Genomic DNA, 24,739 nt, shown 5'->3' with positions numbered 1-24,739 from the left:
GCACAACACGGGCCCTCAGATGGCTCGCCTCGAATCAACTCCGTCTATAAATCGGACTGTGACGGTCAGTTGATCTGACGGGTTACCCACTCGTAGGGGCCCTGGGCTTCGCGGCCGCGCTCGAAAGGGCGTTGTTGAGGGGTAGTTCACGCAGTTCGTGGTGCCCGGCGGACAGGGTTCGAGGGGAGATCCTGCGCACGTTGGTGCAGGCGCTTTCATGGTCCGAGCGCGGGGAACCAGGTGATGTGGGATCCGTCACTCGTGCGTGTCTTCCCGGCCGTAGGGGGCTCTGGGGTGGGGGCACGCCTTCTCCACTCGCCGGTCGGCTGGTGGTCGCTGTAGTACTCAGTCTTCGAGTCTCAGCCACACGTTTACCGGAATCCACCGAGCTACCCGTTGATCAAGGCGCCGAAGGCGCTGTCGAATCGTTGGGACAAGACGAAGCCCTGTCGTGGCGCAGAGGGCATGCACGTACTTCGTTTGGCTCGGAGGAATCGAGTGCAGTACAGCACGAGTTGAGATTCGCCGCCGTACAGGACCCGTCCATCATGTTCAGAAGCCGGTGACATGCGTCGTCGGAAGTTCTTTGACACGAGCATCGTGGTACTTGCACTCTCAAGTGGCTAACGGGCCCGATACGTTTCTGAGTTTGCGCCGCCCAGAGCTTTCGTAGCCGTAACGTCCCCTGGCCGCGCGCGACCGCCGCCGCCGTACTCTGCCAGAAACGCACCGCCTCAGCCGTCAGTTGGGAGTGCCCGCGTGACCGAAGAACCGACCGCCCCGGACAAGAAGCCCTTCCTCTACGTCGTCGTGTGCGCGGCAGGCGTCGCCCGTGACGTCGGCAAGCTCATCACCACCGCGCAGGAGGCCGGCTGGGACGTCGGCGCCGTCGCCACACCGCAGGGTCTCGGCTTCATCGACGCCAAGGCGGTCGAGGCGCAGACCGGCTACCCGATCCGCTCCGCCTGGCGCTCGCCGGGAGATCCCCGCCCGCTGCCGCCCGCGGACGCGATCGCCGTGGCTCCCGCCACCTTCAACACGATCAACAAGTGGGCCGCCGGGATCTCCGACACCCTCGCCCTGGGCATCCTGTGCGAGGCGTACGGCATGGGCGTCCCGGTCGCCGTGCTGCCGTACCTGAACTCCGCCCAGGCCGCCCACCCCGCGTACCGCCAGAGTCTGGAACGGCTTCGCGGGATGGGTGTCCTGATCGGCTCGTACGAACCCCACCGGCCGAAGGCCGGCGGCGGGGCGGAGCGCTACTGCTGGGAGGAAGCGCTGGAGCTGCTGAGCGCCGGTGGTGTCCGCACGAATCAGGGCCACACCAGGCAATAGGCCTGATGCCCCGCCTCATGCAGCCGATGGCTGAAGTCCTGCCACTCGTGCAGCAGCTGGTACACGTTGAACGCGTCGCGCGGGCCGCCGCGGTCCGGGACCGTGGACCAGATGAAGGCGGCGGCGCCGACCGCTTCCTCGCCGATGTCGCGGAGGGGGTCGACGACGGTCATGGGGAGTCTGACGACGGCGTAGTCGGGGTGGAGGACGACGAGTTCGAGGGGCGGGACCCGGTGCAGGGGGACGCCCTCGATGCCGGTGAGGACCATCGCGGCCATGGTCTCCGGCTTGATCTTGGTGAACATGCCGTTCATGCCCAGCTCGTCGCCGCCCAGTTCCTCGGGGCGCATGGAGATCGGGACGCGGGCCGCGGTCGCGCCGTCGGGGGCGCCGAAGTACTTGTACGTCACCCCCACCCGACCACCATTCCTGCTCCCCGCCCGCAGGCGATCGGCCCGGCGTCCCGCCCGGTCGTCGGTCCGCCGGTCGGAGCGCTCGGATTCGCCGGGCGCGCCCTGCGCCTGACGTGCTTCGGCGGTCTCCTCCGCTTCGCGCCGGTGCCTTCCCCGCCGGGCACGCCGAGGACCCAGGTCGTCAGTCCCCTCGCCCAGTCCGCCACCGCGATGCATATCTCCACCCGACTGCTTTTCTAGGACGCGTGGCCCCGGCCGCGCAACCCGATCATCGTGTCAGTGACCTCCCCCACGGCCGCACGCCGAAACGTACGCCGAAACATCTCGCCGCGGGATCTTCGTGGCCGTCGGCACGACCCTGCCACGACTCTTCCTCCTGTCCGTCCGCCCGCACGCATCCGTCCCTGTGTCTGTGCGTACGTACGAGGAGGCCAGTTTCTCAGATGGGCCGGGCCTGAGCCGCTTCTTCGGCCACTGCCACGGCCACCGATACCGATACGGGATCCGCCCGCGCGCGGGGGCCGGGAGCGGACCGGGAGCGCCACCCCGCTCCGCTCCCGGCCCCCCGCGCCCCCTGGCCTACCCTGAACAGGTCACCGGAGTGGTCACCGAACAGGTCGGCGAACAGGTCACCGGGCCGGTGGCCGGACAGGACACGCCCGCCGGACCGCTGATCGGACCGCGGCCGTCCGCCCGAGCGCCGGAAGCCCGGACGCCGGACGGCCGGCCCCCCGAGGGACCGACCCAGCGCCGGGAGAACCGAGAAATCGGAGAAGTCGCAGGCCATGAGCGAACTGCCATACCCATACGAAGCCCCCGCCTCGCAGGCGCTGTTCGACCGGGCGGCGACCGTCACGCCCGGCGGCGTGAACTCGCCGGTGCGCGCCTTCCGCGCCGTGGGCGGCACGCCCCGGTTCATGGTGTCCGGCAGCGGGCCGTACCTGACGGACGCCGACGGCCGGGAGTACGTCGACCTGGTGTGCTCCTGGGGGCCGATGATCCTCGGGCACAGCCACCCCGAGGTGATCGCGGCCGTGCAGGACGCGGTCGCGCGCGGCACCTCCTTCGGTACGCCCGGTGAGGGCGAGGTCGCCCTCGCGGAGGAGATGGTGGCGCGCATCGCGCCGCTGGAGCAGGTCCGGCTGGTCTCCAGCGGCACCGAGGCCACCATGTCCGCGATCCGCCTGGCCCGCGGGTTCACCCGGCGCGCCAAGGTCGTCAAGTTCGCCGGCTGCTACCACGGGCACGTCGACTCGCTGCTGGCCGCGGCCGGCTCGGGCGTCGCCACCTTCGCGCTGCCGGACACGCCCGGCGTCACCGGCGCCCAGGCGGGCGACACCATCGTGCTGCCGTACAACGACCTCGACGCGGTGCGCGCCGCCTTCGCCGCGCACCCGGACGAGATCGCCTGTGTGATCACCGAGGCATCGCCCGGCAACATGGGCGTCGTGCCGCCGCTGCCCGGGTTCAACCAGGGGCTCAGGGACCTGTGCCGGGACAACGGCGCGCTCTACGTCTCCGACGAGGTCATGACCGGCTTCCGTACCAGCCGGGCCGGCTGGTACGGCGTCGACGGCGTCGAGCCCGACCTGATGACCTTCGGCAAGGTGATGGGCGGCGGCTTCCCGGCCGCGGCCTTCGGCGGCCGCGCCGACGTGATGGCGCACCTCGCCCCCGCCGGGCCCGTCTACCAGGCCGGCACGCTCTCCGGGAACCCGGTCGCCACCGCCGCGGGCCTCGCCCAGCTGCGGCTGCTCGACGACGCGGCCTACGCCAAGGTGAACGCCGTCTCGCAGCAGATCCAGGCCATGGTCTCCGAGGCGCTCACCAAGGAGGGCGTCGCGCACACCCTCCAGAACGCCTCCAACATGTTCTCGGTGTTCTTCACCGACCGGCCGGTGCGCGACTACGACGACGCCAGGGCGCAGGAGTCGTACCGCTTCACCGCCTTCTTCCACGCGATGCTGGCGCACGGCGTCTATCTGCCGCCCTCGTCCTTCGAGTCGTGGTTCGTGTCCACCGCCCACGACGAGCGGGCGCTCCAGCGGATCGCCGACGCCCTTCCGGCGGCGGCCCGCGCGGCGGCGGAGGCCACGGCATGAGCGAGCAGCGGGACACCGAGATCACCGAGATCACCGAGGACGTCAAGAGCGCCGGGAGCGGTGGGGGCAGTGACGTCACCGTCGTCCACCTCATGCGCCACGGCGAGGTGGAGAACCCGACCGGTGTGCTCTACGGGCGGCTGCCGGGCTACCACCTGTCCGAGCTGGGGCGGCAGATGGCCGAGCGGGTCGCCGAGCACCTGGCCCCGCGCGATGTGACGTACGTCGTCGCCTCGCCGCTGGAGCGGGCGCAGGAGACGGCCACGCCGATCGCCAAGGCGCACGGGCTCGACCTCGCCACCGACGAGCGGCTGATCGAGGCGGAGAACGTCTTCCAGGGCAAGACGTTCGGTGTCGGCGACGGCGCGCTGCGCCGCCCGGCGAACTGGAAGCACGTGGTCAACCCGTTCCGGCCGTCCTGGGGCGAGCCGTACATCGACCAGGTGGTGCGCATGATGGGCGCGCTGAACGCGGCGAAGGACCGGGCGCGCGGGCACGAGGCCGTCGTCGTCAGCCACCAGTTGCCGATCTGGATCGTGCGGTCCTACGTGGAGCGGCGGCGGCTGTGGCACGACCCGCGCAAGCGGCAGTGCACGCTGGCCTCGCTGACGACGTTCACGTACCAGGGCGACCGGATCGTCTCCGTCGGCTACAGCGAGCCGGCCCGTGATCTGGTGCCGGCGCATCTGCTGGCGGGCGCCCGGCCGGTGAAGGGCCAGGGGAAGGCCTTCGGGGCGTAATGCACCTAGCGGGGCATATCGCCCATTGCGCAGCACTCCGCTCTGATCGCGATCAACTGCGGTCTCCCGTAGTACACAGAGCGTAAGTAGGCCGTAAGTCATCGGTCACATGCGGACAATTTCGCTACGTTTGTTGTGAAATTCATACCGCGTCACGCAACCCTCGCGGCCGTCACGCCCTCTGAACGAGTGACCACCATTCAGCGGACGTGACGGATCGAGGGACTCATGCGCACCTTCTCCCGGAGGGGAATACTCGGCCTCGGCGCGGGCACCGCGGCTGCCGTAGGACTCGCGGGCTGCGGCGGCCTCACGTCTTCGGACAGCTCGGACGACGCCGGCGGTTCCGGATCCGGTGCGGGTTCGCAGGGCAAGGACACGCCGCCGCCCGCCCGGCCGATCGGCGACGGCTCCACGTCGTTCACCGGCAAGCAGCCGCACCAGCCCGCCAAGCCGGTCCCGCTGGAGCCGGGCCAGACCCCGCCGCAGTTCGTCGTCTTCTCCTGGGACGGCGCCGGCGAGGTCGGCAACGGCCTCTTCCCCCGCTTCCTCGACCTCGCCAAGCAGCACCAGGCGGGCATGACCTTCTTCCTCTCCGGGCTCTATCTGCTCCCGGAGTCCAAGAAGCGCATGTACGACCCGCCGAACAACGCGCGCGGCGCCTCCGACATCGGCTACCTCACCGACGAGCACATCAAGGCCACCCTCACCAACGTGCGCCGTGCCTGGCTGGAGGGCCACGAGATAGGCACCCACTTCAACGGCCACTTCTGCTCCGGCCATGGCACCGTGGGCGACTGGACGCCCAAGCAGTGGCGCAGCGAGATCGACCAGGCCAAGGCGTTCGTGAAGCAGTGGCGGACCAACACCGGCTGGACCGACCTGCCCTCCCTGCCCTTCGACTACGACAAGGAACTGGTCGGCGGCCGCACCCCCTGCCTGCTCGGCCAGGACCACCTGCTGCCCACCGCCAAGGACCTCGGCTGGCGCTACGACGCCTCCTCGCCGGGCGGCCGCCAGGTGTGGCCGGTCAAGAAGCTCGGCATCTGGGACCTCCCGCTCCAGCAGGTCCCGTTCCCCGGCCGGAAGTTCGAGGTCCTCTCGATGGACTACAACATGCTGGCCAACCAGTCCCTGAACTCCACCAAGGCCCCGCCGGTCAACTACCCCGGCTGGCGCAAGCAGTCCGCGCAGGCCTACATCCAGGGCTTCGAGCGGGCGTACCAGACCAACCGCGCGCCGTTCTTCATCGGCAACCACTTCGAGCAGTGGAACGGCGGCATCTACATGGACTCCGTCGAGGAGGCCTTCAAGCACATCGCCGCCGAGCGCGACAAGGGCGCCGATGTGCGCCTGGTCTCCTTCCGGCAGTTCGTCGACTGGATGGACGTGCAGAAGCCGGAGGTGCTCGCCAAGCTGCGCACCCTGGAGGTCGGGCAGCAGCCGACGGGCGGCTGGAAGGAGTTCCTGAAGACTCCCGCAGGCACGGGCACCGGGACCGGGAAGGGCACCGCCGACGGCGCCTGATATGCGGTTTTCCGCCCGGGAGGGGGGCGGGCAAGATCCCCGGAACAGGCATGCGAAACTTTTCACATGAGTGCCGCCAGCCGCGCCCCCCAGTGCTCCCGCCGGGCGAACCGCACGTCCGCACCGCACCGCACGCGCACGCCCCGTGCCCGCGGCCGCGCCGTCCTGCTCGCCGCCGGGACCGCGGCCGCGGCACTCGTCCTGACCGCCTGCGGCTCCGGGGGCACCTCCGGCGGCTCGGGCAACACCAACTTCATCACCGGCTCCGACGGCATCGCCACGGTGAAGAAGGGCGACCGCAAGCCCGCCCCCGAGCTGTCCGGCAAGACCATCGACGGCAAGGAACTCGACCTCGCCTCCTACAAGGGCAAGGTCGTCGTCCTCAACGTCTGGGGATCCTGGTGCTCGCCGTGCCGCGCCGAGGCGCCCAACCTGGTCAAGGTCGCCGGGGACACCGCCGCCGAGGGCGTGCGGTTCGTCGGCATCAACACCCGCGACACCAGCACCCAGCCGGCCCAGCAGTTCGAGAAGAGCTACGCGGTGCCGTACCCGAGCCTGTACGACCCCACCGGCAAGCTGATGCTCCGCTTCAAGAAGGGCACCCTCAATCCGCAGGCCATCCCGAGCACCCTGGTCATCGACCGGGACGGGAACATCGCGGCGCGCGCCCTCCAGGCGCTCAGCGAGGAGAAGCTGCGCAAGATGCTCGACCCGGTCCTCGCGGAGAAGTGAGCCGCCGTGCTACTGGCCGCAGCCACCGATCCCAACCAGACGGTCTTCAGCGGGGCCCTGCTGCTCGCGCTGCCCGTCGCCGTCCTCGGCGGACTCGTCTCCTTCTTCTCGCCGTGCGTCCTGCCCCTCGTCCCCGGCTACCTCTCGTACGTGACCGGGGTCACCGGCACCGACCTGGCCGAGGCCCGGCGCGGCCGGATGGCCGTGGGCGCCTCGCTGTTCGTGCTCGGCTTCACCGTCGTGTTCGTCAGCGGCGGCGCGATGTTCGGCTTCTTCGGGCAGACCCTCCAGGAGTACAAGGGGACCCTGTCCAAGGTGCTGGGTGTGCTCATGATCCTCATGGGCGTCTTCTTCATGGGCCTGGTGCCCTGGCTGACCCAGCGTGAGTTCCGCTTCCACCGGCGGCCGGCCACCGGCCTGGTCGGCGCACCCCTGCTCGGCGCCCTGTTCGGCGTCGGCTGGACGCCGTGCATCGGCCCGACGCTGGCCTCCGTGGTGGCGCTCTCCTCCAACCAGGCCAGCGCCGGGCGCGGTGCCCTGCTGACCGTCGCCTACTGCGCCGGGCTCGGCATACCGTTCGTGCTCACCGCCATCGCCTTCCGCAAGGCCCTCGGCGCGTTCGGCTGGGTCAAGCGCCACTATGTGTGGGTGCTGCGCCTCGGCGGGACGATGATGATCGTGACCGGTGTGCTGCTGCTCACCGGCGCCTGGGACCGGCTGGTGCAGGAGATGCAGACCTGGTCCAGCGGCTTCACTGTGGGGATCTGATCCATGAGCAAGACGACACCCGGTACGCGCGCCGACGAGAAGCCGGCCGCGCCGCCCCCCGGTGAGGACGACCTCGGCGCGGCCGGCTCCCAGCTGTCCACCGCGCCCGCCGAGACGGCCGTGCCCGGCTCCTTCGGCGGCCGCCGCGCCCCCGGCGCGGCCGGCTGGCTCGCCTGGACCGGCCGCGAGTTCATCGGCTGGGTCCGCTGGTTCTGGCGGCAGCTGACCTCCATGCGGGTCGCGCTGCTGCTGCTGTTCCTGCTCTCCCTGGGCGCCATCCCCGGCTCGCTGATCCCGCAGACCGGCAGCGACGCGACGAAGGTCGAGGCGTTCCGCCAGGCCCACACCACGCTCGCGCCCGTCTACGACCGGCTCGGCCTGTTCCACGTCTACAGCTCGGTGTGGTTCTCCGCGATCTACATCCTGCTGTTCGTCTCCCTCATCGGCTGCATCGTGCCGCGCACCTGGCAGTTCACCGGCCAGCTGCGCAGCCGCCCGCCGGGCGCGCCCAAGCGGCTGACCCGGCTGCCCGCGTACGCCACCTGGCGCACCGCCGCCGCGCCCGAGGAGGTCCGCGAGGCCGCGCTGAGGACGCTGCGGCAGCGCCGCTTCCGCGCCCACCTCTCCGGTGACGCGGTCGCCGCCGAGAAGGGCTATCTGCGCGAGGCGGGCAACCTGCTCTTCCACATCGCGCTGATCGTGATGCTGATCGCCTTCGCCTGGGGCCAGTTGTTCAAGACCGAGGGCAACAAGCTGATCGTCGAGGGCGACGGCTTCGCCAACACCCTCACCCAGTACGACGACTTCAAGTCCGGGAACCTCTTCGACGACGACGACCTCGTCCCGTTCAGCTTCACCCTGAAGAAGTTCACCGGCACCTACGAGCCGAGCGGCCCCAACAAGGGCACCCCGCGCACCTACCAGGCGGACATCGACTACAGCGTCGGCGCCGACGGCGAGGAGCGGCACCGGACCGTCAAGGTCAACGAGCCGCTGGAGATCGACGACGCCAAGGTCTACCTGGTCAGCCACGGCTACGCGCCCACCGTCACCGTGCGCGACGGCAAGGGCCGGGTGGTCTACCGCCAGGCCGTGCCGCTGCTGCCGCTGGACCCCAACGTCACCTCGCAGGGCGCGATCAAGGTGATGGACGGCTACCGGAACGCGCAGGGCAAGAGCGAGCAGCTCGGCTTCGCCGCGTTCTTCGTGCCGACCTTCGCCGGGGCCGGCAAGGGCACGATGTTCTCCCAGTTCCCCGCGCTCCAGTTCCCCGTGCTGTCGCTGGGCGCCTACCACGGCGACCTGGGCGTGGACGCGGGCACCCCGCAGAACATCTACCAGCTCGACACCAAGAACCCGAAGCTGAAGCCGTTCAAGGACGCCAAGGGCAACATCCTCAAGAGCCGCCTGCTGCCCGGCGAGACGCTGACGCTGCCCGGCGGCGCCGGTTCCATCACGTTCGACAAGGACATCAAGGAGTGGGCCGGCTTCCAGATCGTCCAGCAGCCGGGCACCGGCTGGGCGCTGACCGGAGCCGTCGCCGCGATCTTCGGCCTGGCCGGATCGCTGTTCATCCAGCGCCGCCGGGTCTGGGTGCGGGCGGTGGCGGGCGCCGACGGGGTGACGGTCGTCGAGGTGGCCGGTCTGGGCCGCAGCGAGTCGGCGAAGCTCCCCGAGGAGATCGGCGCCCTGGCCGCCCTGGTCCACGACAAGGCACCCACACAGCCCGAACAGCCCGACGCCGGCTCCGACCCGGAGCAGAGCGCCGCCACCCCCGTACCCGCCGAAGGGGCTGAGAAGAAGTGACTCTCGCCGCCGCAACCGAGCTCGCCACGGCGACCAACGAAAACCTGGCGCACACCAGCAACGCGCTGATCTACTCCTCGATGGCCGTCTACACCCTGGCCTTCCTCGCCTACATCGCGGAATGGCTCTTCGGCAGCCGCAGCAAGGTGGCCCGCACGGCTGCCGCGCTGACCGCCGGCGACCAGAAGGCGGCCGGGGCCGCGGGCCCGGCCGTGGCGGTGAAGTCCGCCGGGGGCACCGCCGTACTGGAGCGCCCCCAGGTCGTCGTGCGGTCCGCCGCCGGCGCCCGCGACGTGCCCGACGGGCCCGGCGCGCACGGCGGTGACGTGCAGGGCGACCTGTACGGCCGGATCGCCGTCTCGCTCACCGTGCTCGCCTTCCTGGTGGAGCTGGCGGGCGTCGTCGCCCGCGCGGCCTCCGTGGAGCGGGCGCCGTGGGGCAACATGTACGAGTTCAACATCACCTTCTCCACGGTCGCGGTCGGCGTGTACCTCGCGCTGCTCGCCCTGAAGAAGAACGTGCGCTGGATCGGCCTGTTCCTGACCACCACGGTCCTGCTGGACCTGGGCCTCGCGGTCACCGTCCTGTACACGGCCAGCGACCAGCTCGTCCCGGCCCTGCACTCGTACTGGCTGTACATCCACGTCTCCACCGCGATCTTCTGCGGCGCGGCCCTGTACGTCGGCGCGGTCGGCACGCTCGCCTACCTCTTCAAGGACTCCTACGAGAACAAGCTGGCCTCGGGCGGCGAGCCGGGCTCCTTCGCGAAGTCGGTGCTGGAGCGGCTGCCCGCCGCCGCCTCGCTGGACAAGTTCGCGTACCGGATCAACGCGGCCGTCTTCCCGCTGTGGACGTTCACGATCATCGCGGGCTCCATCTGGGCCGAGTCGGCCTGGGGCCGCTACTGGGGCTGGGACCCCAAGGAGACCTGGGCCTTCATCACCTGGGTCGCCTACGCCTGCTATCTGCACGCCCGCTCCACGGCCGGCTGGAAGGGCCGCAAGGCGGCCTACATCGCGCTGATCGCGTTCGCCTGCTACCTGTTCAACTACTACGGCGTGAACATCTTCGTCGGCGGCAAGCACTCGTACGCGGGCGTCTGACCGGCCGCCGCGGGGAACCCGGCCGGTATGACCGGTTCCTTCGGCGGTTCCATCGAACAGGGCACCAGCCAGACGCACGGCAGTACGCACATCCTGGGCTTCCTGGTCCGCTTCCCGCGGCCCATGGAGGCCGTCTGGCCCGCGCTGTCCACCCCGGACGGGCTCGCGGGCTGGTTCACCCCCGCCGACGAGCTGGAACCCCGGCTCGGCGGCGCGGTCAGCCTGCGCGGCCTGGGCAGCGGCCAGGTCACCGCCTGGGACGTCGACCGGGTCGCCGAGTACACCCTGGCGGACGGCGGCCGGATCCGCTTCCACCTGGAACGGGACGGCGCGGACGGCTGTGTGCTCCGCTGCACCCATGAGTTCGGCGGCGAGGGCGCCTCGGAGCGGGCCTGGCGGACCCGCTTCGAACATCTCATCGAAAAGCTGGCGGAAGAGTAGCCCTCGGGGGCGGTGATCACTCCCCGATGTCCTCCCGCCACAGCTCCGGGCGCTCGCGCACGAAGCCGCGCATCAGTTCCACGCACTGCGGGTCGTCGAGGACCACGATCTCCGTGCCGTGCTCCGCCAGCCACCCGTGCCCGCCGTGGAAGGTGACCGCTTCCCCGACGACGACCCGGCCGATCCCGAACTGGCGGACCAGCCCGGAGCAGTACCAGCAGGGCGAGAGCGTGGTCACCATCGTCGTGCCCCGGTAGGACCGCTGCCGTCCCGCGGCGCGGAACGCGGCCGTCTCCGCGTGCAGCGACGGGTCGCCGTCCTGCACCCGCCGGTTGCGGCCCCGCCCCAGCAGGGTGCCGTCGGCCGCGTAGAGCGCCGCGCCGACTGGGATGCCGCCCTCCGCGAGCCCGGCGCGCGCCTCAGCGAGCGCCAGGCCGAGCCATGCGCGTGCCTGGGCCTCGTCCATGGACCCACTGTGCGGGCAGCCGGTGCGCTGCGGCAACGGCGCGTCCGCGGCCCCGCGGCCCCGCGGCCCCGGGGCCCGGGGGCTGCCGCGGCCCGGGGCCGTTCAGGGCGCCAGCGAGCGGCAGATGCGGTCGGGCAGCAGCCGGGCCGCCTCCTCCAGGTCGACCTCGCCGGCCCCGGACAGCCAGCGCCGCGCCGTGGCCACCACCGGACCCATCACCAGCGCCTCGATCAGCGGCGCGGGCAGCGGCGCGATCTCCCCGGCGGCGACGCGCGGCCCCAGCCAGCCCGCCAGCTCCGCCAGCCGCGCCTCCTGTGTCTCGTGCACCTGCCGCCCGTGGCGCATCGCGTCCCGCGACGTCCCGGAGGAGTGCAGGAACAGCGCCGCGTCCCGGTGCTCCTGGATGAAGGCGAGATACGCCCGCACCAGCGCCCGGACGCCGGTGTGCAGCGTGCGGGTGGGGAGCAGCGCCGTCAGCAGGGCGTCCAGCAGGCGGGAGTTCCAGCGGGTGTGCAGCGCGGTCGACAGCCCCTCGATGCTGCCGAAGTGGTGGTACAGGCTGCCCATGCTCACCCCGCTGGCAGCGGTGACCGCGGTGACGGTCAGGCCGTTGTCGCCGGTCACCGCGTACACGCGCAGCGCCGCGTCCAGGAGCAGGTCGGCGGTGGCCTCCCCGCGCTGCTGCTTGGGGCTCATGGTTTCCAGTGTAACTTTCTAGAGAACTCTTCCAATTCCGGGGGTCGCGACGGCACACTGACAGCGCTTGTTGCCGACGGCCGGACGGGGAGAGACGTGGTGGAGCTGAGTGGCGGCGGGGCCGAGCCGCTGTCGGAGGGGGACCCGCGGCGGATCGGCGCGATCCCGCTCGTCGGGCGGCTCGGCGCCGGCGGCATGGGCCGCGTGTACCTGGGCGTGCACCAGGGGGAGTACGCCGCCGTGAAGCAGGTGCTGCCCTCGGTCTTCGCCGAGGATCCCGGCTTCCTGCGCCGGTTCGGGCAGGAGCTGGACAACCTGGCCCGGCTGCCCGCCGACGTGACCGCGCCGCTGCTGGCCAGCGACCGCGAGGCCCGCCCGCCGTGGCTGGCCACCGCGTACATCCCCGGGCTCACGCTCAGCGAGGTCGTCGAGGAGCACGGCACGCTCTGCGCCGACGCCCTGTGGTTACTGCTGCGCGAGGCGGCGGCCGGGCTCGCCGCGGTGCACGACGCCGACATGGTGCACCGCGACCTCAAGCCGTCCAACGTCATGCTCACCGGCGACGGCGTCACCCTCATCGACTTCGGCGTCGCCCGCGCCGCCGAGCAGAGCCGGCTGACCCGCACCGGCGTGGTCGTCGGCACCCCCTCCTACATGTCACCCGAACAGGCGTCCGGGGCCCGGCGGCTGACCGGCGCCACGGACGTCTTCGCGCTGGGCTCCCTGCTCGCGTACGCGGCGACCGGGCACTCCCCGTTCGGCGAGGGCGCCGGGGTCGACCTGCTCTACCGGATCGTGCATGACGCGCCCGACCTGAGCGGCCTGCGCGAGGTCGACGCGGACCTCGCGGACCTGGTGGCGGCCTGTCTGGAGAAGGACCCCGAGGTCCGGCCCGGCGCGGCGGAACTGCTGGAGCGGGCGCGCGGGCGCGACCTGCCCGAGCGGGCCGCCTGGCCCGAGGGCGCCGGGGAACGGCTCGCCGAGCGGGCCGCGTTCGCCGCGGCCCCGCCCCGGGGCACGGAACTGGCGGAGCTGGAGAAGCTCGCGCGGTCCGCCACCACGGCCGGGGGGCCGGGTGCGGCGGCGGGGGAGGGCGGCGGCGCCGGGGGTGGCCGTAGCAGCGGGGGCGGGGGTGACGGCGGGGTCGCCGGGCCCGGCTCGGACCCCGGTTCCGGCGGCAAGGACACCGCGCCGGACCGCGAGCCCGCCCACCGGGGCCGACGGCGCGTGCTGCTGGCGCTCGTCCCGGTCGTGGTCACGGCGACCGGCGCCACTCTCGCCCTGCAACTGCTGCCCTACACGGCCGCCACCAGCGACGGCGCGCAGGCCGCCCCCACCGTCTCGGTGCCGGTCACGGGACCGGCCGGCCCGTCCCCGTCCGGCGCCTCCGCTCGGGCGACGGCGACGCCGTCCGGGTCCGCGTCGCCGGGCAAGGGCGGGAAGAAGGGCAAGGACAAGGACGACGGCAAGGGCAAGGACAGCGCGGCCGGGCAGCCGGGGGAGAAGGACGCGGACGGGGCGGACGGCACGGACGGCGCGGGCGGCCGGGGCGGGCAGCCGGGCGGCGGCGGCAAGGCCGGGGGCGGTGGCACGACCGGCAAGGAGAGCGCGGGCGGCGGCTCCGGGAGCGGCGGCGGGAGCGGCGGTGGCGGGGGCGGGAGCACCAAGCCGTCGGGCGGCGGCTCCGGAGAGGGCGGAAGCGGGGGCTCGGGCGGGAGCGGGGGCTCCGGTGGAAGCGGCGGTTCCGGCGGCAGCACCGGCGAGCCGCCCGCCTCGGGCATCTTCACCCTGCGCAACGGCTCCAGCGGCACCTGCCTGTCCGTCTCCTACGGCTACGGCGCGATCATGGAGAGCTGCACGTCCGCGCGCGCGGACTGGGAGTTCCGCAGCGCCGGCTCCGGCGGCGTCCACCTCTTCAACAAGGCGACCGGCGCCTGTCTGAGCGCCAGCCTGCCGGCCGGCGGCCTCATGACCATGTCCTGCGACCGCGCAGGCAGCAGCGACGCGGACATCAGCTGGCGCTACGGCTCCGGCGGCACCCTCAGGAGCGACTACAACGGCCGCTGCCTCGCCGTCCTCGCCAACGGCACCGTGGACACCGCCGCCTGCTCCTCCGGCTCCGCCGCCCAGCGCTGGTCGAAGGGCTAGGCCCGGCGCCGGCCGGAGCACCGGGACGGCGCCACGCGCCCGCCGGGCACGGGGCGGTCGCGGGACGCGCGACCGCCTCGGCGATACTGGACCCCATGGCTTACGACGATCTTCGCTCCCTGCTCAGGGCGCTGGAGCGCGAGGGCGACCTCAAGCGCATCAAGGCCGAGGTCGACCCGTATCTGGAGGTCGGTGAGATCGTCGACCGGGTGCAGAAGTCCGGCGGCCCCGCACTGCTCTTCGAGAACGTGAAGGGCTCGGCGATGCCGCTCGCCATGAACGTCTTCGGCACCGACCGCAGGCTGCTGAAGGCGCTCGGCCTGAAGTCCTACGCCGAGATCAGCGAGCGGATCGGCGGGCTGCTGCGGCCCGAGCTGCCGCACGGCTTCGTGGGGGTGCGCGAGGCGTTCGGCAAGCTCGGCGCGATGGCGCACGTACCGCCGCGCAAGGTCAAGGAGGCGCCCGTCCAGGAGGTCGTGCTGCGCGGCGACGACGTCGACCTCGACGCGCTGCCCGCGCTGTTCACCTGGCCCCAGGACGGCGGCTCCTTCTTCAACCTCGGTCTGACCCACACCAAGGACCCGGAGTCGGGCATCCGCAACCTGGGCCTGTACCGGCTCCAGCGCCACGACCGGCGCACCATCGGCATGCACTGGCAGATCCACAAGGACAGCCGCAACCACTACCAGGTGGCGGCCCGGCGCGGCGAGCGGCTGCCGGTCGCCATCGCCTTCGGCTGCCCGCCCGCCGTGACGTACGCCTCCAGCGCGCCGCTGCCCGGCGACATCGACGAGTACCTGTTCGCCGGGTTCCTCGCGGGCCGGCGGATCGAGATGGTCGACTGCAAGACCGTGCCGCTCCAGGTCCCGGCCCAGGCCGAAGTGGTCATGGAGGGCTGGCTGGAGCCGGGCGAGATGCTGCCGGAGGGCCCCTTCGGCGACCACACCGGCTTCTACACCCCGCAGGAGCCCTTCCCGGCGCTCACCATCGACTGCGTGACGATGCGCAGGCGCCCGCTGCTCCAGTCGATCGTGGTCGGCAGGCCCCCCACGGAGGACGGCCCGCTCGGCCGCGCCACCGAGCGCTTCTTCCTGCCGCTGCTCAGGATCATCGTGCCGGACATCGTGGACTACCACCTGCCCGAGGCGGGCGGCTTCCACAACTGCGCGATCGTCTCCATCGACAAGAAGTACCCCAAGCACGCCCAGAAGGTGATGCACGCCATCTGGGGAGCGCACATGATGTCGCTGACCAAGCTGATCGTGGTCGTCGACGCCGACTGCGACGTGCACGATCTGCACGAGGTCGCCTGGCGGGCCCTGGGCAACACGGACTACGCCCGTGACCTCACCGTCGTCGAAGGCCCCGTCGACCACCTCGACCACGCCTCCTACCAGCAGTTCTGGGGCGGCAAGGCAGGCATCGACGCCACGAAGAAGCTGCCGCAGGAGGGATACACCCGCGACGGCGGCTGGCCGGAGATGGTGGTCTCCGACCCGGATACGGCGGCGAAAGTCGACCGCCGCTGGAAGGAGTACGGCCTGTGAGCGCCTCCGCCGCCGCGATGCCCCAGCCGGGACGCACGAAAGCATTCCTCCGCCTGGTCATGATCGAGCACTCGGTCTTCGCGCTGCCCTTCGCGTACATCGCCGCGCTCACCGCGATGTACGAGTGGGACGAGAACATCCACTGGGCGCGGCTGCTCCTGGTGACCGTCTGCATGGTGGGGCTGCGCACCTTCGCCATGGCGGTGAACCGGATCATCGACCGGGAGATCGACGCCCGCAACCCGCGCACCGCGCACCGCGAGCTGGTCACCGGCGCGATGTCCGTACGGCACGCCTGGACCGGTGCGCTGATCGCCCTGGTGGTCTTCCTGGGCGCCGCCGCCCTGCTGAACCCGCTCTGCCTGGCCCTCGCCCCCATCGCGGTGGTCCCGATGGTCGTCTACCCCTACGGCAAGCGGTTCACGAACTTCCCGCAGGCCATCCTGGGCCTGGCCCAGGCGATGGGCCCGATCGGCGCCTGGCTGGCGATCAGCGGCGAGTGGTCGTGGAAGGCGGTGATCCTGGGCCTGGCCGTCGGCGTCTGGATCGGCGGCTTCGACCTGATCTACGCCTGCCAGGACGTCGAGACCGACCGCCAGATCGGCGTCCGCTCGGTCCCGGCCCGCTTCGGCATCCCGGCCGCGATCTGGGGCGCCCGCGCCTGCCACACCGTCACCACGGCCCTGTTCGTCTGGTTCGCCCTGGCCACCGGCGCGGGTGTCCTCTTCTGGCTCGGCCTGCTCGTCGTCGTCGGCGCCTTCCTCTACGAACACACCATCGTCCGCCCCCACGACCTGTCCCGCCTGAACCGGGCGTTCTTCAGTGTCAACGGCTTCATCGGCATCGCGCTCTTCGTGTGCGCGCTGCTGGATCTGCTGGTGCGGGGGCTGCGGCCGTAGCCCGTCGTCGGGTGAGGCCGAGTGCTCACCCCGAAGTGACCTGATCTGCCCGGTCACTTCGGGGTGAGTGGGGTGCGGTGGGTGGTTCGCTTCTCGTGGTGGGACCTTGACACAGGGTGAAACCACGCCTTTAAATCTCGCTTACCTATGAAGATCTTGTGATGGCGGGGGCGGGGTTTCGTGCGGGTGGGGTGGGGTGGGCTGGAAGCCGTGGTGCGCCGTGGGCGCAGGCGGCGTGGTGGGACGGCTTCCGCGGTGGCGGCGCTGACAACGGTGGCCGTGATGGCCGCCCTGCCGGCGCCGGCGGCGCATGCCGTCTCCGCGGCGGGGACGGACTCGGTGCCCGTCTCCGAAGGGCAGAAGGCGCTGACCCGGGCGGAGCAGTCCGGCGAGCGGGTGGAGGTGCCGGGCGTGGACCGTGCCGGTCTTCGGCGACGACTCCGGCGAACCCGGCTACTCGGGCGGCAGTTCCTTCGCGGACCGTGCCCTGAACCAGGCCTGGCGCTGGAACCTCGACTATGTCGAGGACCCTCGCGGCAACGCGGTCACCTTCGGCTACGCCGAGCGCTGCACCGCCGACAACTGCTCCAGCCTCACCAAGGACACCGCCGACAACTGGCCCGAGGTGCCCTTCGACGCCTTGTGCACGAAGGGCGACGACGACTGCGACGCCGCCGGTCCCTCCTTCTTCACGCGCAAGCGAGAACGCCGCCATCGACTGGTTCCACAAGTACCGCGTCCTCGCGGTGAACGTCTCGGACCCGGCCGGCAACAACGAGGCCCTCGAATACGCCTACAGCTACAGCGGCGCGGCCTGGCACCACAGCGACGACCCGTTCACTCCGAAGAACGAGCGGACCTGGTCCGACTGGCGCGGATACCGCCAGGTCACCACCCTGGCCGGTGTCACCACCGAGACGCGGTCCAAGACGGTCTCCCTGTACCTCCAGGGCATGGACGGCGACAAGAACAAGGACGGCAGCACCAAGTCCGTCACCGTCGCACCGCTCGCCTCGCCCGCCCTGGGAGCGGCTGCGCAGGCCGACAGCGACCAGTACGCGGGCATGCTCCGCCAGGAGGTCACCTACGACGGCGCGACGGCGATCTCGGCCACGGTGAACGACCCGTGGTCCAAGGAGACAGCTCGCCAGAGCCCACCGGGCGCCGACGACCGGATCGCCCGCTATGTCCGGACCGAGAAAGTCCACTCCTACACGTACCTGACGACGCCTCAGAGCTGGCGCGAACGGCAGACGAAGACGTCTTTCGACGCCACCGTCGTCGGCCAGTGCGCCACGAAGGACGCGGCACTCGATCTGCCCGCGGCCGCCGACCGGCGCGGTGACGTGCTCGCGGACGCCGCCACCGTCTACGACACGCCGAACGCCACCACCTGGTCGGCCACGCAGAAGCCGACCCAGGGGCCAAGCCACCTGGGTCGGCCGCCCCACTGGCTGGTGGCTGTTACTACACCTGCCCCAGGAGCGGCGGAACAGCCAGCAGCGGAGGTGGAACGATCACCCCCGGGGGGAACAGCTTCGGCACACCGACGGGGCCTCTACCGGGAAGCGGTCTCTGCCGGTTACGGGCAGTGCGATCGAGGACCCGTACTACGCGATTCGCGCGCAAGCTTCTCAGATCTGGGATAATTTGCCGGGCTTTTGCAGGTCCTCGCCGGTATGGCCTTTCTGTGGAGGTGCAGTGGCGAGCAGCTCGGCTGCAGCGGAAGACTATGGGCCCGATACCTTGATAATGCGCTGGGTTTTGGGGCGTGGTCCGCACCGAGTTGTTTACGGGGATGACAGTTTGATGTCGGCTTACATGGCAGCCACTTCGGAGGCTGTGGAGGATCGGGCCGCTGCGGTGGGAGACTGGAAGAAGTATCATGAATCCGACTTGGGGACTCTTGCTGAGTACAGCCTGAGTGAGATGTCCACTCTTCAGGGATTTCTTCATGTTTCCATAGATCTCAAGAGTTTGAATAGATACAGGGTGAGGGCTCGGCTAGGTCGCTCGACAGAAGCTCGGGTCCGATGGCGGATGTGACTCATGTGATCACCTGGAAGGAGACACTCTTCTTTGACGAGAACTAGTTCAGGGGCTTACCGGCGTCTAAGGGGGAACGGCGCGTTGAAAGCTTCTCGTTCCTGGCGGTGGATCGCGGGGCTGCTGTTGTGGTGTCCCGTCGGGCTGTTGGCCTCGGGGTGCGGACTTCTCTCCGACTCTCCCGTCGGAGTCAAAGAGAGGATTTCTCGTGACGGTCTGACGGGTGAATGGAAAGACGAGAACGGGTCTTCCATCACATTCCTTGAGACGGGTGATTTCACCGCTGAAAGGGTGTGTGGTGACCCTTCGGTGCGGGGAGGATCTTGGAGGATATTCACCCCCAGTTCGACCGTCGAACCTCATGCCGCTTCGCAGGTGAAGTTGACATTTCGAGGCGACGCTTCGGGGGCGGTAGCGCAATATGAGGTCGCCCGCAGGGAGGGGAAGGTCACCCTGTGGGCAGCTCTGGGGGACTTGGATGATTCTGACTACTGCTTCTTGAGCAAGGGGTGAAGCTCTCGCGTTCGGGCTGGCCGGACCCGTTCTTTTTTCACCGAGCGAAGGGCGAGGTTCTGGAATTTTTTGCCCGGATGGATCCCGGCGCGATCCAAGGAGCTCCGCCTGAGGGCGAGTTGCGGGCTGAAGCAGAACTGAGTGTGCAAGCTTTGTACCTGGCCATGGTGCGGCGGTCCTGGTCGTGAGCTCTGGCCGGACTCGGCTCGGCGGCTCGCACGGCCCACGGGTGGCGGGGACCGGCGGACACGGAGCGTAGGACAGGGCGCAGACTGCTCCCCCTTGTGCGCGGCGGTGTCGCAAGCGTCGGTCCCTGGTTCTACCGGGGCACAGGCAGGCGATCCGTCGCGTCGGCAGGGCCGAAGAGACGACCGGCCCGGTGGCGGGTGACACGGCGATGCATAGAAGGAGAGCCCGGTCGAGCCTTATGCCGTCCGTACCCCTTCCGTCGCCCCGCCCTCCTGGTGCGAGCGCCCGTAGCCCCCGCCGGTAGGCTCGATATGTGAACGCAGGGAAAACGCGGCGCGAGCCTTGGATCGTGGGGGTTTCCGGCGCGTCCGGTACGCCGTACGCGGCTGCTGTGCTGCGCGGGCTGATCGACGCCGGGGAGAGTGTCGACCTGGTGGTCAGCCGGGCCTCGCGGCTCACCCTGCTCGACGAGACGGGCATCTCCTTCCGGGACGCGCACTGGCGGGAGGATCTGGGGGAGTGGCTGGCGCTGGGGGCGGACGGGGAGCCCGGCACCTTCGAGGCGGACCTCGCGGACGTGCGGCACTGGAGCGCCGGTGACCTGGCGGCCGGGCCGTCCTCGGGGTCGTACCCCGCGCGGGGGATGCTGATCGTGCCGGCCTCGACGGCGTGCGTGGCCGGGGTCGCGCTCGGTCTGTCGAAGGACCTGCTCCAGCGGGCGGCGAGCGTGACCCTCAAGGAGCGCAGGCCGCTGGTGGTGGCCGTCAGGGAGACCCCGCTGAACGGCCCGACGCTGCGGCAGCTCGTCGCCCTGGACGACGCGGGCGCCACCGTCCTGCCCGCCTCGCCCGCCTTCTACGCCGGTGCGACCCACATCCAGCACCTGGTGGACTTCGTCGCCGGCCGCGCTCTCGACGCGGTGGGCGTGCCGCACCGGCTCTACCGCCGCTGGGAGGGCGAACTGGGTGGCGGTGCCCGGCGTTAGCAGCAGTACCCGTACCACTTGAGAACAGCATCACTGGGACTTCAGGAACTTCTTTCAGCGGAAGGCTTCGATCGCATGGACGCGGTGGACAGGCAGCTCATCCAGGCCCTGAGGGAGAACGGCCGGGCCTCCTACGCCGAGCTGGGGCGCCTCGTCGGCCTGTCGGGACCGAGCGTCACCGACCGCATCAACCGGCTGGAGGCGGCCGGGGTCATCACCGGCTACCGGGCGACGGTGGACTCCGCCTCGCTCGGCCTCGGCGTGACCGCCCTGATCGGCATCTCCCTCTCGGACGCGGCCGACCACGAGGACGTGGCGCAGCGGCTGAAGGACCTGCCCGAGATCGAGGACTGCTGGTTCATCGCCGGTGACGACTCCTTCATGCTCAAGGTGCGCGCCACGGACGTCGACGGACTGGAGAGGATCATCCGCCGGCTGTCCGGCACCAAGGGCGTCTCCCGGACCCGTACGACCATCGTGCTGTCCACGAAGTGGGAGAACCGGGTGGGAGAGCTGCCCGAGGAGGTCTGACGGCCGGGGCGTCCGGTCCGGGCGTACGGTGTGCAGGAGTCGGTGGAGGAAGAAGAGGAAGAGGTAGCAGAGGTATGGGTATGGACGTCGGGCTCAAGCGCGAGCTGGAGGAGAAGGTCCGCTCCGGCGAGCGGCTGACCCGCGAGGACGGCATCGCGCTGTACGAGTCGGACGACCTGGCCTGGCTCGGCGGGCTCGCGCACGAGGTGCGGACGCGGAAGAACGGCGACGTCGTCCACTTCAACGTCAACCGCCACCTCAACATGACGAACGTGTGCACCGCGTCCTGCGCCTACTGCTCCTTCCAGCGCAAGCCGGGCGAGAAGGACGCGTACACGATGCGCATCGAGGAGGCCGTCAAGCTCGCCCAGGGCATGGAGGCGGAGAACCTCACCGAGCTGCACATCGTCAACGGACTGCACCCGAACCTGCCGTGGCGCTACTACCCGCGTTCGCTGCGCGAGCTGAAGGCGGCGCTGCCCGGGGTGTCGCTGAAGGCGTTCACGGCCACCGAGATCCACCACTTCGAGACGATCTCCGGGCTGAGCGCGAGCGAGATCCTGGACGAGCTGATCGACGCCGGTCTGGAGTCGCTGACCGGCGGCGGCGCGGAGATCTTCGACTGGGAGGTCCGGCAGCACATCGTGGACCACCGCACCCACTGGGAGGACTGGTCCCGTATCCACCGGCTGGCGCACGAGAAGGGTCTGAAGACCCCGTGCACCATGCTCTACGGGCACATCGAGGAGCCCCGCCACCGGGTGGACCACGTGCTGCGGCTGCGCGAGCTCCAGGACGAGACCGGCGGTTTCCAGGTCTTCATCCCGCTGCGCTACCAGCACGACTTCGTGGACATGAAGGACGGCAAGGTCCGCAACCGCCTCCAGGCGCGGACCACGATGGCGACCGGTGCCGAGGCGCTGAAGACGTTCGCCGTCTCCCGGCTGCTGTTCGACAACGTGCCGCACGTGAAGGTGTTCTGGGTGATGCACGGGGTGCAGACCGCCCAGCTCGCCCTCCAGCACGGCGCCGACGACATGGACGGCTCGGTCGTCGAGTACAAGATCACGCACGACGCGGACAACTTCGGCACACCGAACAAGCTGACCCGCGACGACCTGCTGGAGCTGATCCGCGACGCGGGCTTCCGCCCGGTCGAGCGCAACACGCGCTACGAGATCATCCGCGAGTACGACGGCCCGGACGCCGGGCGCCGCGAGTCGCCGCAGCCCATGCGGGTGTGACCGCCCGCGAGCGGTGAGGCCGGATGCCGGGCGGGTACCCGTCCGGCATGGCTGGCGCGAGGCCCCAGAGAACGCGGAGAACCCAGAGGACTCACCCAGGGTCGGACGGCGCGGTGAAGACGCCCGAGGACGCCTACTCCGCCGCGCCCTTCGTCCCGGCCCACGCGGATCTGGCCGCGCTGCGCGAGGCCGCGGCGCGCTGCCGGGGCTGCCCGCTGCACCGGGACGCCACCCGGACCGTGTTCGGGGCGGGAGCGGCGCACGCCCGGGTGATGCTCGTGGGCGAGCAGCCCGGTGACCAGGAGGACCGGCGGGGCGTGCCGTTCGTCGGACCGGCCGGGAAGCTGCTGGACCGGGCGCTGGCCGAGGCGGGCATCGATCCCGGCGAGGCGTACGTCACCAACGCGGTGAAGCATTTCAAGTTCACCCGGTCCGGGCCGGGCAAGCGGCGGATCCACAAGGCGCCGAGCCTGCGCGAGATGACCGCCTGCGGCCCCTGGCTGGCGGCTGAGCTGGCGCTCGTGGAGCCCGAGCTGATCGTGGTGCTGGGCGCGACCGCGGGCAAGGCCCTGCTCGGCTCCTCCTTCCGGGTGACCCAGGTGCGCGGCACCCTCCTCGAACACGAGATCCATGGACGCCCCGAGCGCCTGGTGCCCACGGTGCACCCCTCGGCGGTGCTGCGCGCGGACGACCGGGAGGCCGCCTACCAGGGTCTTGTGTCGGATCTGGGGGTCGCGGCCGGTGCCCTGGGCCGCTGAGTCGACGGCCTTCCCTTCCCCGGATGGTAATAGGTAGTGTTGCGCTATGCCTCTTACCTTCACTCTTGATCCCTCCGTCGACCGCGCCCTGCGCGACGGCATCCTCGACCTCTGGGCGGACGTCACGGACGCGGGCGGCGCGGTCGGCTTCGTGGCGCCGGCCTCGCGGGAGGCGATCCGGCCGGAGCTGGTGAAGCAGTTCGTGGCGATGGCCGAGGGCCGGTCCCGGCTGCTGGTGGGGCACGACGAGACGGGCCGGGTCGCCGCGACGGCGTTCCTGACCCTCAACCGGGACGCCCTCTCCGCCCACTGGCTGTGGCTCTACACGGTGATGGTCCACCCCCGCCACCAGGGCAAGGGCTACGGCCGCGAGCTGCTCGCCGCGGCGGCGGACGCGGCCCGCGGCATCGGGGGCATCGAGGCGCTCCGGCTCAGCTGCCGGGGCGGCCAGGGGCTGGAGCGGTTCTACGCCTCCTGCGGCTACAAGGAGGTCGGCCGGATCCCCGGTGCCACCCGGGTCGCGCCGGACGACGACCGCGATGAAGTGATCATGCTCATGCCGCTGACCTGAGGCTTCGTGCGCCCGCGTGACCCGCCTGCGGGAACGGGCCCCCAGCGTGCTTCACTGGACGGTGCCCTTTGGCCTTGTTCGGAACGGAAGAGTGGTTTGGGATGCTCCGCTACACGCTGATGCGCCTCGGTATCTTCGCGGGCTGCCTCGTGGTCGCCTGGGGTCTCGTGTACGTCGGCATCGTGCCGAGCGGCCGCAACGGCTCCAACGGCCTGTGGATCCCTCTTCTCGCCCTGGTCCTCTCGGCGCCGATCAGCTTCGTCGTGCTGCGCAAGGAGCGTGACCGGGCCTCCGAGCAGGTCGCCGCGCGCGTCGACCGCATGAAGGCGAACATGCAGGCCAGCGCGCTCGAAGAGGAACTGGCCGGGGAAGAGGCGCGGGGCACCTCCAAGGCGTCCTGACCCTCCGGGCCCGCCTGCGCGCCGGGTTCCCGCCCGGTCGGCGGGTCGGCGGGCGGCCGGGTGAACCGTAGGCTTGCCGCCATGGGTGCCGTGAAGACCAAGCGGATGCCGCGCGCGGTTCGTGAACAGCAGATGCTCGACGCCGCCGTGCGCATCTTCGGCCGGCGTGGCTACCGGGCCGCCTCCATGGACGAGATCGCCGAACTGGCGGGCGTCTCCAAGCCGTTGGTCTATCTGTATCTGAACTCCAAGGACGACCTCTTCAGCGCCTGCATCCGGCGCGAGGCCGCCGCGCTGACCGCCGCCGTCCGGGCCGGGGCCCGCCCCGGGCTGCCCGCCGACCGGCAGCTCTGGGAGGGTCTGCGGGCCTTCTTCACGCACACCGCGCGGCACCCGGACGGCTGGGCGGTGCTGCACCTCCAGGCGCGTACCCACGGCGAGCCGTTCGCCGCCGAGACCGCCGCGATGCGCCGGGAGATCGTCACCTTCGTGCGGCAGCTGATCACCGAGGCGGCACACGCCGCCGCCTGCGCCGGGGAGGCGGAGGGCGGCCCCGGCCGGGTGCCCGAGCACGAGGCCGCCGGACTCGCCGAGGCCCTGGTCGGCGCCGCCGAGTCGCTCGCCGACTGGGCCAACACCACCCCGGGTGTCACGGCCCGGCAGGCCGCCACCACCCTGATGAACTTCGCCTGGGCGGGCCTCGGCGACCTCATGGAGGGCCGCCCCTGGACCCCGCCCGCGCCGGGGGCCTGACGCGGGCTCCCACGGGCGCGGGGCA

The 24,739-nt window shown here is 70.9% G+C and carries 22 protein-coding genes and 1 pseudogene; 20 read left to right on the top strand and 3 right to left on the bottom strand.

Going from position 1 to position 24,739, the window contains the following annotated elements:
* The first annotated feature begins 759 nt into the window (after nucleotides 1-759).
* Nucleotides 760-1,335, top strand: a complete 576-nt coding sequence (locus R4Z62_RS14000) for a flavoprotein (RefSeq protein ID WP_491519940.1) — start codon at nucleotides 760-762, stop codon at nucleotides 1,333-1,335.
* On the opposite strand, the gene R4Z62_RS13995 is transcribed toward R4Z62_RS14000, so the two are convergent.
* Nucleotides 1,314-1,751: a hypothetical protein gene (locus tag R4Z62_RS13995; protein ID WP_018568226.1), complete on the bottom strand. Its 438-nt coding sequence runs from the start codon at nucleotides 1,749-1,751 to the stop codon at nucleotides 1,314-1,316. The genes R4Z62_RS14000 and R4Z62_RS13995 overlap by 22 nt on opposite strands.
* Nucleotides 1,752-2,533: 782 nt before the next feature.
* On the opposite strand from R4Z62_RS13995, the gene hemL reads away from it, so the two are divergent.
* The 8 genes from hemL (at nucleotide 2,534) to R4Z62_RS13955 (ending at nucleotide 10,967) form a co-directional block, all read left to right on the top strand.
* The gene (hemL, locus tag R4Z62_RS13990) at nucleotides 2,534-3,850 is read left to right on the top strand and encodes a glutamate-1-semialdehyde 2,1-aminomutase (RefSeq protein ID WP_491519939.1); all 1,317 of its coding nucleotides are present in this window, start codon (nucleotides 2,534-2,536) and stop codon (nucleotides 3,848-3,850) included.
* 92 nt (nucleotides 3,851-3,942) lie between these two features.
* Nucleotides 3,943-4,590 (top strand): histidine phosphatase family protein, encoded by a 648-nt coding sequence (locus R4Z62_RS13985; protein WP_051115876.1) that lies wholly within the window; start codon nucleotides 3,943-3,945, stop codon nucleotides 4,588-4,590.
* A gap of 228 nt (nucleotides 4,591-4,818) precedes the next feature.
* On the top strand, nucleotides 4,819-6,117 hold the full coding sequence (locus tag R4Z62_RS13980; protein ID WP_064534492.1) for a hypothetical protein: 1,299 nt from the start codon (nucleotides 4,819-4,821) through the stop codon (nucleotides 6,115-6,117).
* Between the two features lie 66 nt (nucleotides 6,118-6,183).
* Entirely contained in the window at nucleotides 6,184-6,849 is a 666-nt protein-coding gene (locus tag R4Z62_RS13975) for a TlpA family protein disulfide reductase (RefSeq protein ID WP_355481353.1), read from the top strand.
* Between the two features lie 6 nt (nucleotides 6,850-6,855).
* Nucleotides 6,856-7,617, top strand: coding sequence for a cytochrome c biogenesis CcdA family protein (locus R4Z62_RS13970; protein ID WP_491519938.1), 762 nt, complete (start codon nucleotides 6,856-6,858; stop codon nucleotides 7,615-7,617).
* Nucleotides 7,618-7,620: 3 nt separating this feature from the next.
* Nucleotides 7,621-9,423 carry a cytochrome c biogenesis protein ResB gene (gene resB, locus R4Z62_RS13965; RefSeq protein ID WP_491519937.1) on the top strand — a complete coding sequence of 601 codons (1,803 nt, stop codon included), beginning with the start codon at nucleotides 7,621-7,623 and terminating at the stop codon, nucleotides 9,421-9,423.
* Nucleotides 9,420-10,526 (top strand): c-type cytochrome biogenesis protein CcsB, encoded by a 1,107-nt coding sequence (ccsB, locus tag R4Z62_RS13960; RefSeq protein WP_389470855.1) that lies wholly within the window; start codon nucleotides 9,420-9,422, stop codon nucleotides 10,524-10,526. The genes resB and ccsB overlap by 4 nt, the downstream gene beginning before the upstream one ends.
* Nucleotides 10,527-10,553: 27 nt before the next feature.
* Nucleotides 10,554-10,967 (top strand): SRPBCC domain-containing protein, encoded by a 414-nt coding sequence (locus R4Z62_RS13955; protein ID WP_491519936.1) that lies wholly within the window; start codon nucleotides 10,554-10,556, stop codon nucleotides 10,965-10,967.
* A 16-nt stretch (nucleotides 10,968-10,983) separates the two neighbouring features.
* Here the strand turns inward: R4Z62_RS13955 and R4Z62_RS13950 are convergent, their stop codons facing one another.
* Complete coding sequence (locus R4Z62_RS13950) at nucleotides 10,984-11,433, bottom strand: nucleoside deaminase (protein ID WP_491519935.1); 450 nt, start codon at nucleotides 11,431-11,433, stop codon at nucleotides 10,984-10,986.
* Nucleotides 11,434-11,535: 102 nt separating this feature from the next.
* Nucleotides 11,536-12,129: a TetR/AcrR family transcriptional regulator gene (locus R4Z62_RS13945; RefSeq protein ID WP_491519934.1), complete on the bottom strand. Its 594-nt coding sequence runs from the start codon at nucleotides 12,127-12,129 to the stop codon at nucleotides 11,536-11,538.
* 96 nt (nucleotides 12,130-12,225) lie between these two features.
* On the opposite strand from R4Z62_RS13945, the gene R4Z62_RS13940 reads away from it, so the two are divergent.
* The 11 genes and pseudogenes from R4Z62_RS13940 to R4Z62_RS13890 all read left to right on the top strand — a co-directional run bounded on the left by R4Z62_RS13940 (nucleotide 12,226) and on the right by R4Z62_RS13890 (nucleotide 24,714).
* The gene (locus R4Z62_RS13940; RefSeq protein WP_491519933.1) at nucleotides 12,226-14,277 is read left to right on the top strand and encodes a serine/threonine-protein kinase; all 2,052 of its coding nucleotides are present in this window, start codon (nucleotides 12,226-12,228) and stop codon (nucleotides 14,275-14,277) included.
* Between the two features lie 95 nt (nucleotides 14,278-14,372).
* Entirely contained in the window at nucleotides 14,373-15,824 is a 1,452-nt protein-coding gene (locus tag R4Z62_RS13935; protein ID WP_491519932.1) for a menaquinone biosynthesis decarboxylase, read from the top strand.
* Nucleotides 15,821-16,723, top strand: coding sequence for a menaquinone biosynthesis prenyltransferase MqnP (gene mqnP, locus R4Z62_RS13930; protein WP_491519931.1), 903 nt, complete (start codon nucleotides 15,821-15,823; stop codon nucleotides 16,721-16,723). The genes R4Z62_RS13935 and mqnP overlap by 4 nt, the downstream gene beginning before the upstream one ends.
* A gap of 412 nt (nucleotides 16,724-17,135) precedes the next feature.
* Nucleotides 17,136-18,181: pseudogene (locus R4Z62_RS13925) on the top strand (RHS repeat-associated core domain-containing protein); the annotation flags it as partial.
* Between the two features lie 1,603 nt (nucleotides 18,182-19,784).
* A complete protein-coding gene (locus R4Z62_RS13920; protein WP_491519930.1) occupies nucleotides 19,785-20,456 on the top strand; it encodes a UbiX family flavin prenyltransferase in 672 nt (223 codons plus the stop codon).
* A gap of 75 nt (nucleotides 20,457-20,531) precedes the next feature.
* Nucleotides 20,532-20,987, top strand: a complete 456-nt coding sequence (locus tag R4Z62_RS13915; protein ID WP_037861223.1) for an Lrp/AsnC family transcriptional regulator — start codon at nucleotides 20,532-20,534, stop codon at nucleotides 20,985-20,987.
* Nucleotides 20,988-21,067: 80 nt separating this feature from the next.
* Nucleotides 21,068-22,231, top strand: coding sequence for an aminofutalosine synthase MqnE (gene mqnE / locus R4Z62_RS13910; RefSeq protein WP_064534511.1), 1,164 nt, complete (start codon nucleotides 21,068-21,070; stop codon nucleotides 22,229-22,231).
* A 113-nt stretch (nucleotides 22,232-22,344) separates the two neighbouring features.
* Nucleotides 22,345-22,989 (top strand): UdgX family uracil-DNA binding protein, encoded by a 645-nt coding sequence (locus R4Z62_RS13905; protein WP_389599083.1) that lies wholly within the window; start codon nucleotides 22,345-22,347, stop codon nucleotides 22,987-22,989.
* Nucleotides 22,990-23,035: 46 nt separating this feature from the next.
* The gene (locus R4Z62_RS13900; RefSeq protein ID WP_064534513.1) at nucleotides 23,036-23,560 is read left to right on the top strand and encodes a GNAT family N-acetyltransferase; all 525 of its coding nucleotides are present in this window, start codon (nucleotides 23,036-23,038) and stop codon (nucleotides 23,558-23,560) included.
* A gap of 101 nt (nucleotides 23,561-23,661) precedes the next feature.
* Nucleotides 23,662-23,961, top strand: a complete 300-nt coding sequence (locus R4Z62_RS13895) for a DUF4229 domain-containing protein (protein ID WP_064534514.1) — start codon at nucleotides 23,662-23,664, stop codon at nucleotides 23,959-23,961.
* A gap of 81 nt (nucleotides 23,962-24,042) precedes the next feature.
* Entirely contained in the window at nucleotides 24,043-24,714 is a 672-nt protein-coding gene (locus tag R4Z62_RS13890; RefSeq protein WP_491519929.1) for a TetR/AcrR family transcriptional regulator, read from the top strand.
* Nucleotides 24,715-24,739: the final 25 nt, after the last annotated feature.

Source organism: Streptomyces sp. PL-25 (assembly GCF_058344915.1).
The sequence above is the reverse complement of the archived record's forward strand: the minus strand, read 5'-3'. Positions and strand labels throughout refer to the sequence as shown.

Bases quoted from the DNA above. Each gene is read 5' to 3' on its own strand.
- R4Z62_RS13975 (WP_355481353.1), top strand. From the start codon at position 6,184: ATGAGTGCCGCCAGCCGCGCCCCCCAGTGCTCCCGCCGGGCGAACCGC.
- mqnE (WP_064534511.1), top strand. From the start codon at position 21,068: ATGGACGTCGGGCTCAAGCGCGAGCTGGAGGAGAAGGTCCGCTCCGGC.
- R4Z62_RS13945 (WP_491519934.1), bottom strand. From the start codon at position 12,129: ATGAGCCCCAAGCAGCAGCGCGGGGAGGCCACCGCCGACCTGCTCCTG.
- R4Z62_RS13985 (WP_051115876.1), top strand. From the start codon at position 3,943: ATGCGCCACGGCGAGGTGGAGAACCCGACCGGTGTGCTCTACGGGCGG.
- R4Z62_RS13980 (WP_064534492.1), top strand. From the start codon at position 4,819: ATGCGCACCTTCTCCCGGAGGGGAATACTCGGCCTCGGCGCGGGCACC.
- hemL (WP_491519939.1), top strand. From the start codon at position 2,534: ATGAGCGAACTGCCATACCCATACGAAGCCCCCGCCTCGCAGGCGCTG.
- R4Z62_RS13950 (WP_491519935.1), bottom strand. From the start codon at position 11,433: ATGGACGAGGCCCAGGCACGCGCATGGCTCGGCCTGGCGCTCGCTGAG.
- resB (WP_491519937.1), top strand. From the start codon at position 7,621: ATGAGCAAGACGACACCCGGTACGCGCGCCGACGAGAAGCCGGCCGCG.
- R4Z62_RS13890 (WP_491519929.1), top strand. From the start codon at position 24,043: ATGGGTGCCGTGAAGACCAAGCGGATGCCGCGCGCGGTTCGTGAACAG.
- R4Z62_RS13935 (WP_491519932.1), top strand. From the start codon at position 14,373: ATGGCTTACGACGATCTTCGCTCCCTGCTCAGGGCGCTGGAGCGCGAG.
- R4Z62_RS13915 (WP_037861223.1), top strand. From the start codon at position 20,532: ATGGACGCGGTGGACAGGCAGCTCATCCAGGCCCTGAGGGAGAACGGC.
- R4Z62_RS13895 (WP_064534514.1), top strand. From the start codon at position 23,662: ATGCTCCGCTACACGCTGATGCGCCTCGGTATCTTCGCGGGCTGCCTC.
- R4Z62_RS13955 (WP_491519936.1), top strand. From the start codon at position 10,554: ATGACCGGTTCCTTCGGCGGTTCCATCGAACAGGGCACCAGCCAGACG.
- R4Z62_RS13900 (WP_064534513.1), top strand. From the start codon at position 23,036: ATGCCTCTTACCTTCACTCTTGATCCCTCCGTCGACCGCGCCCTGCGC.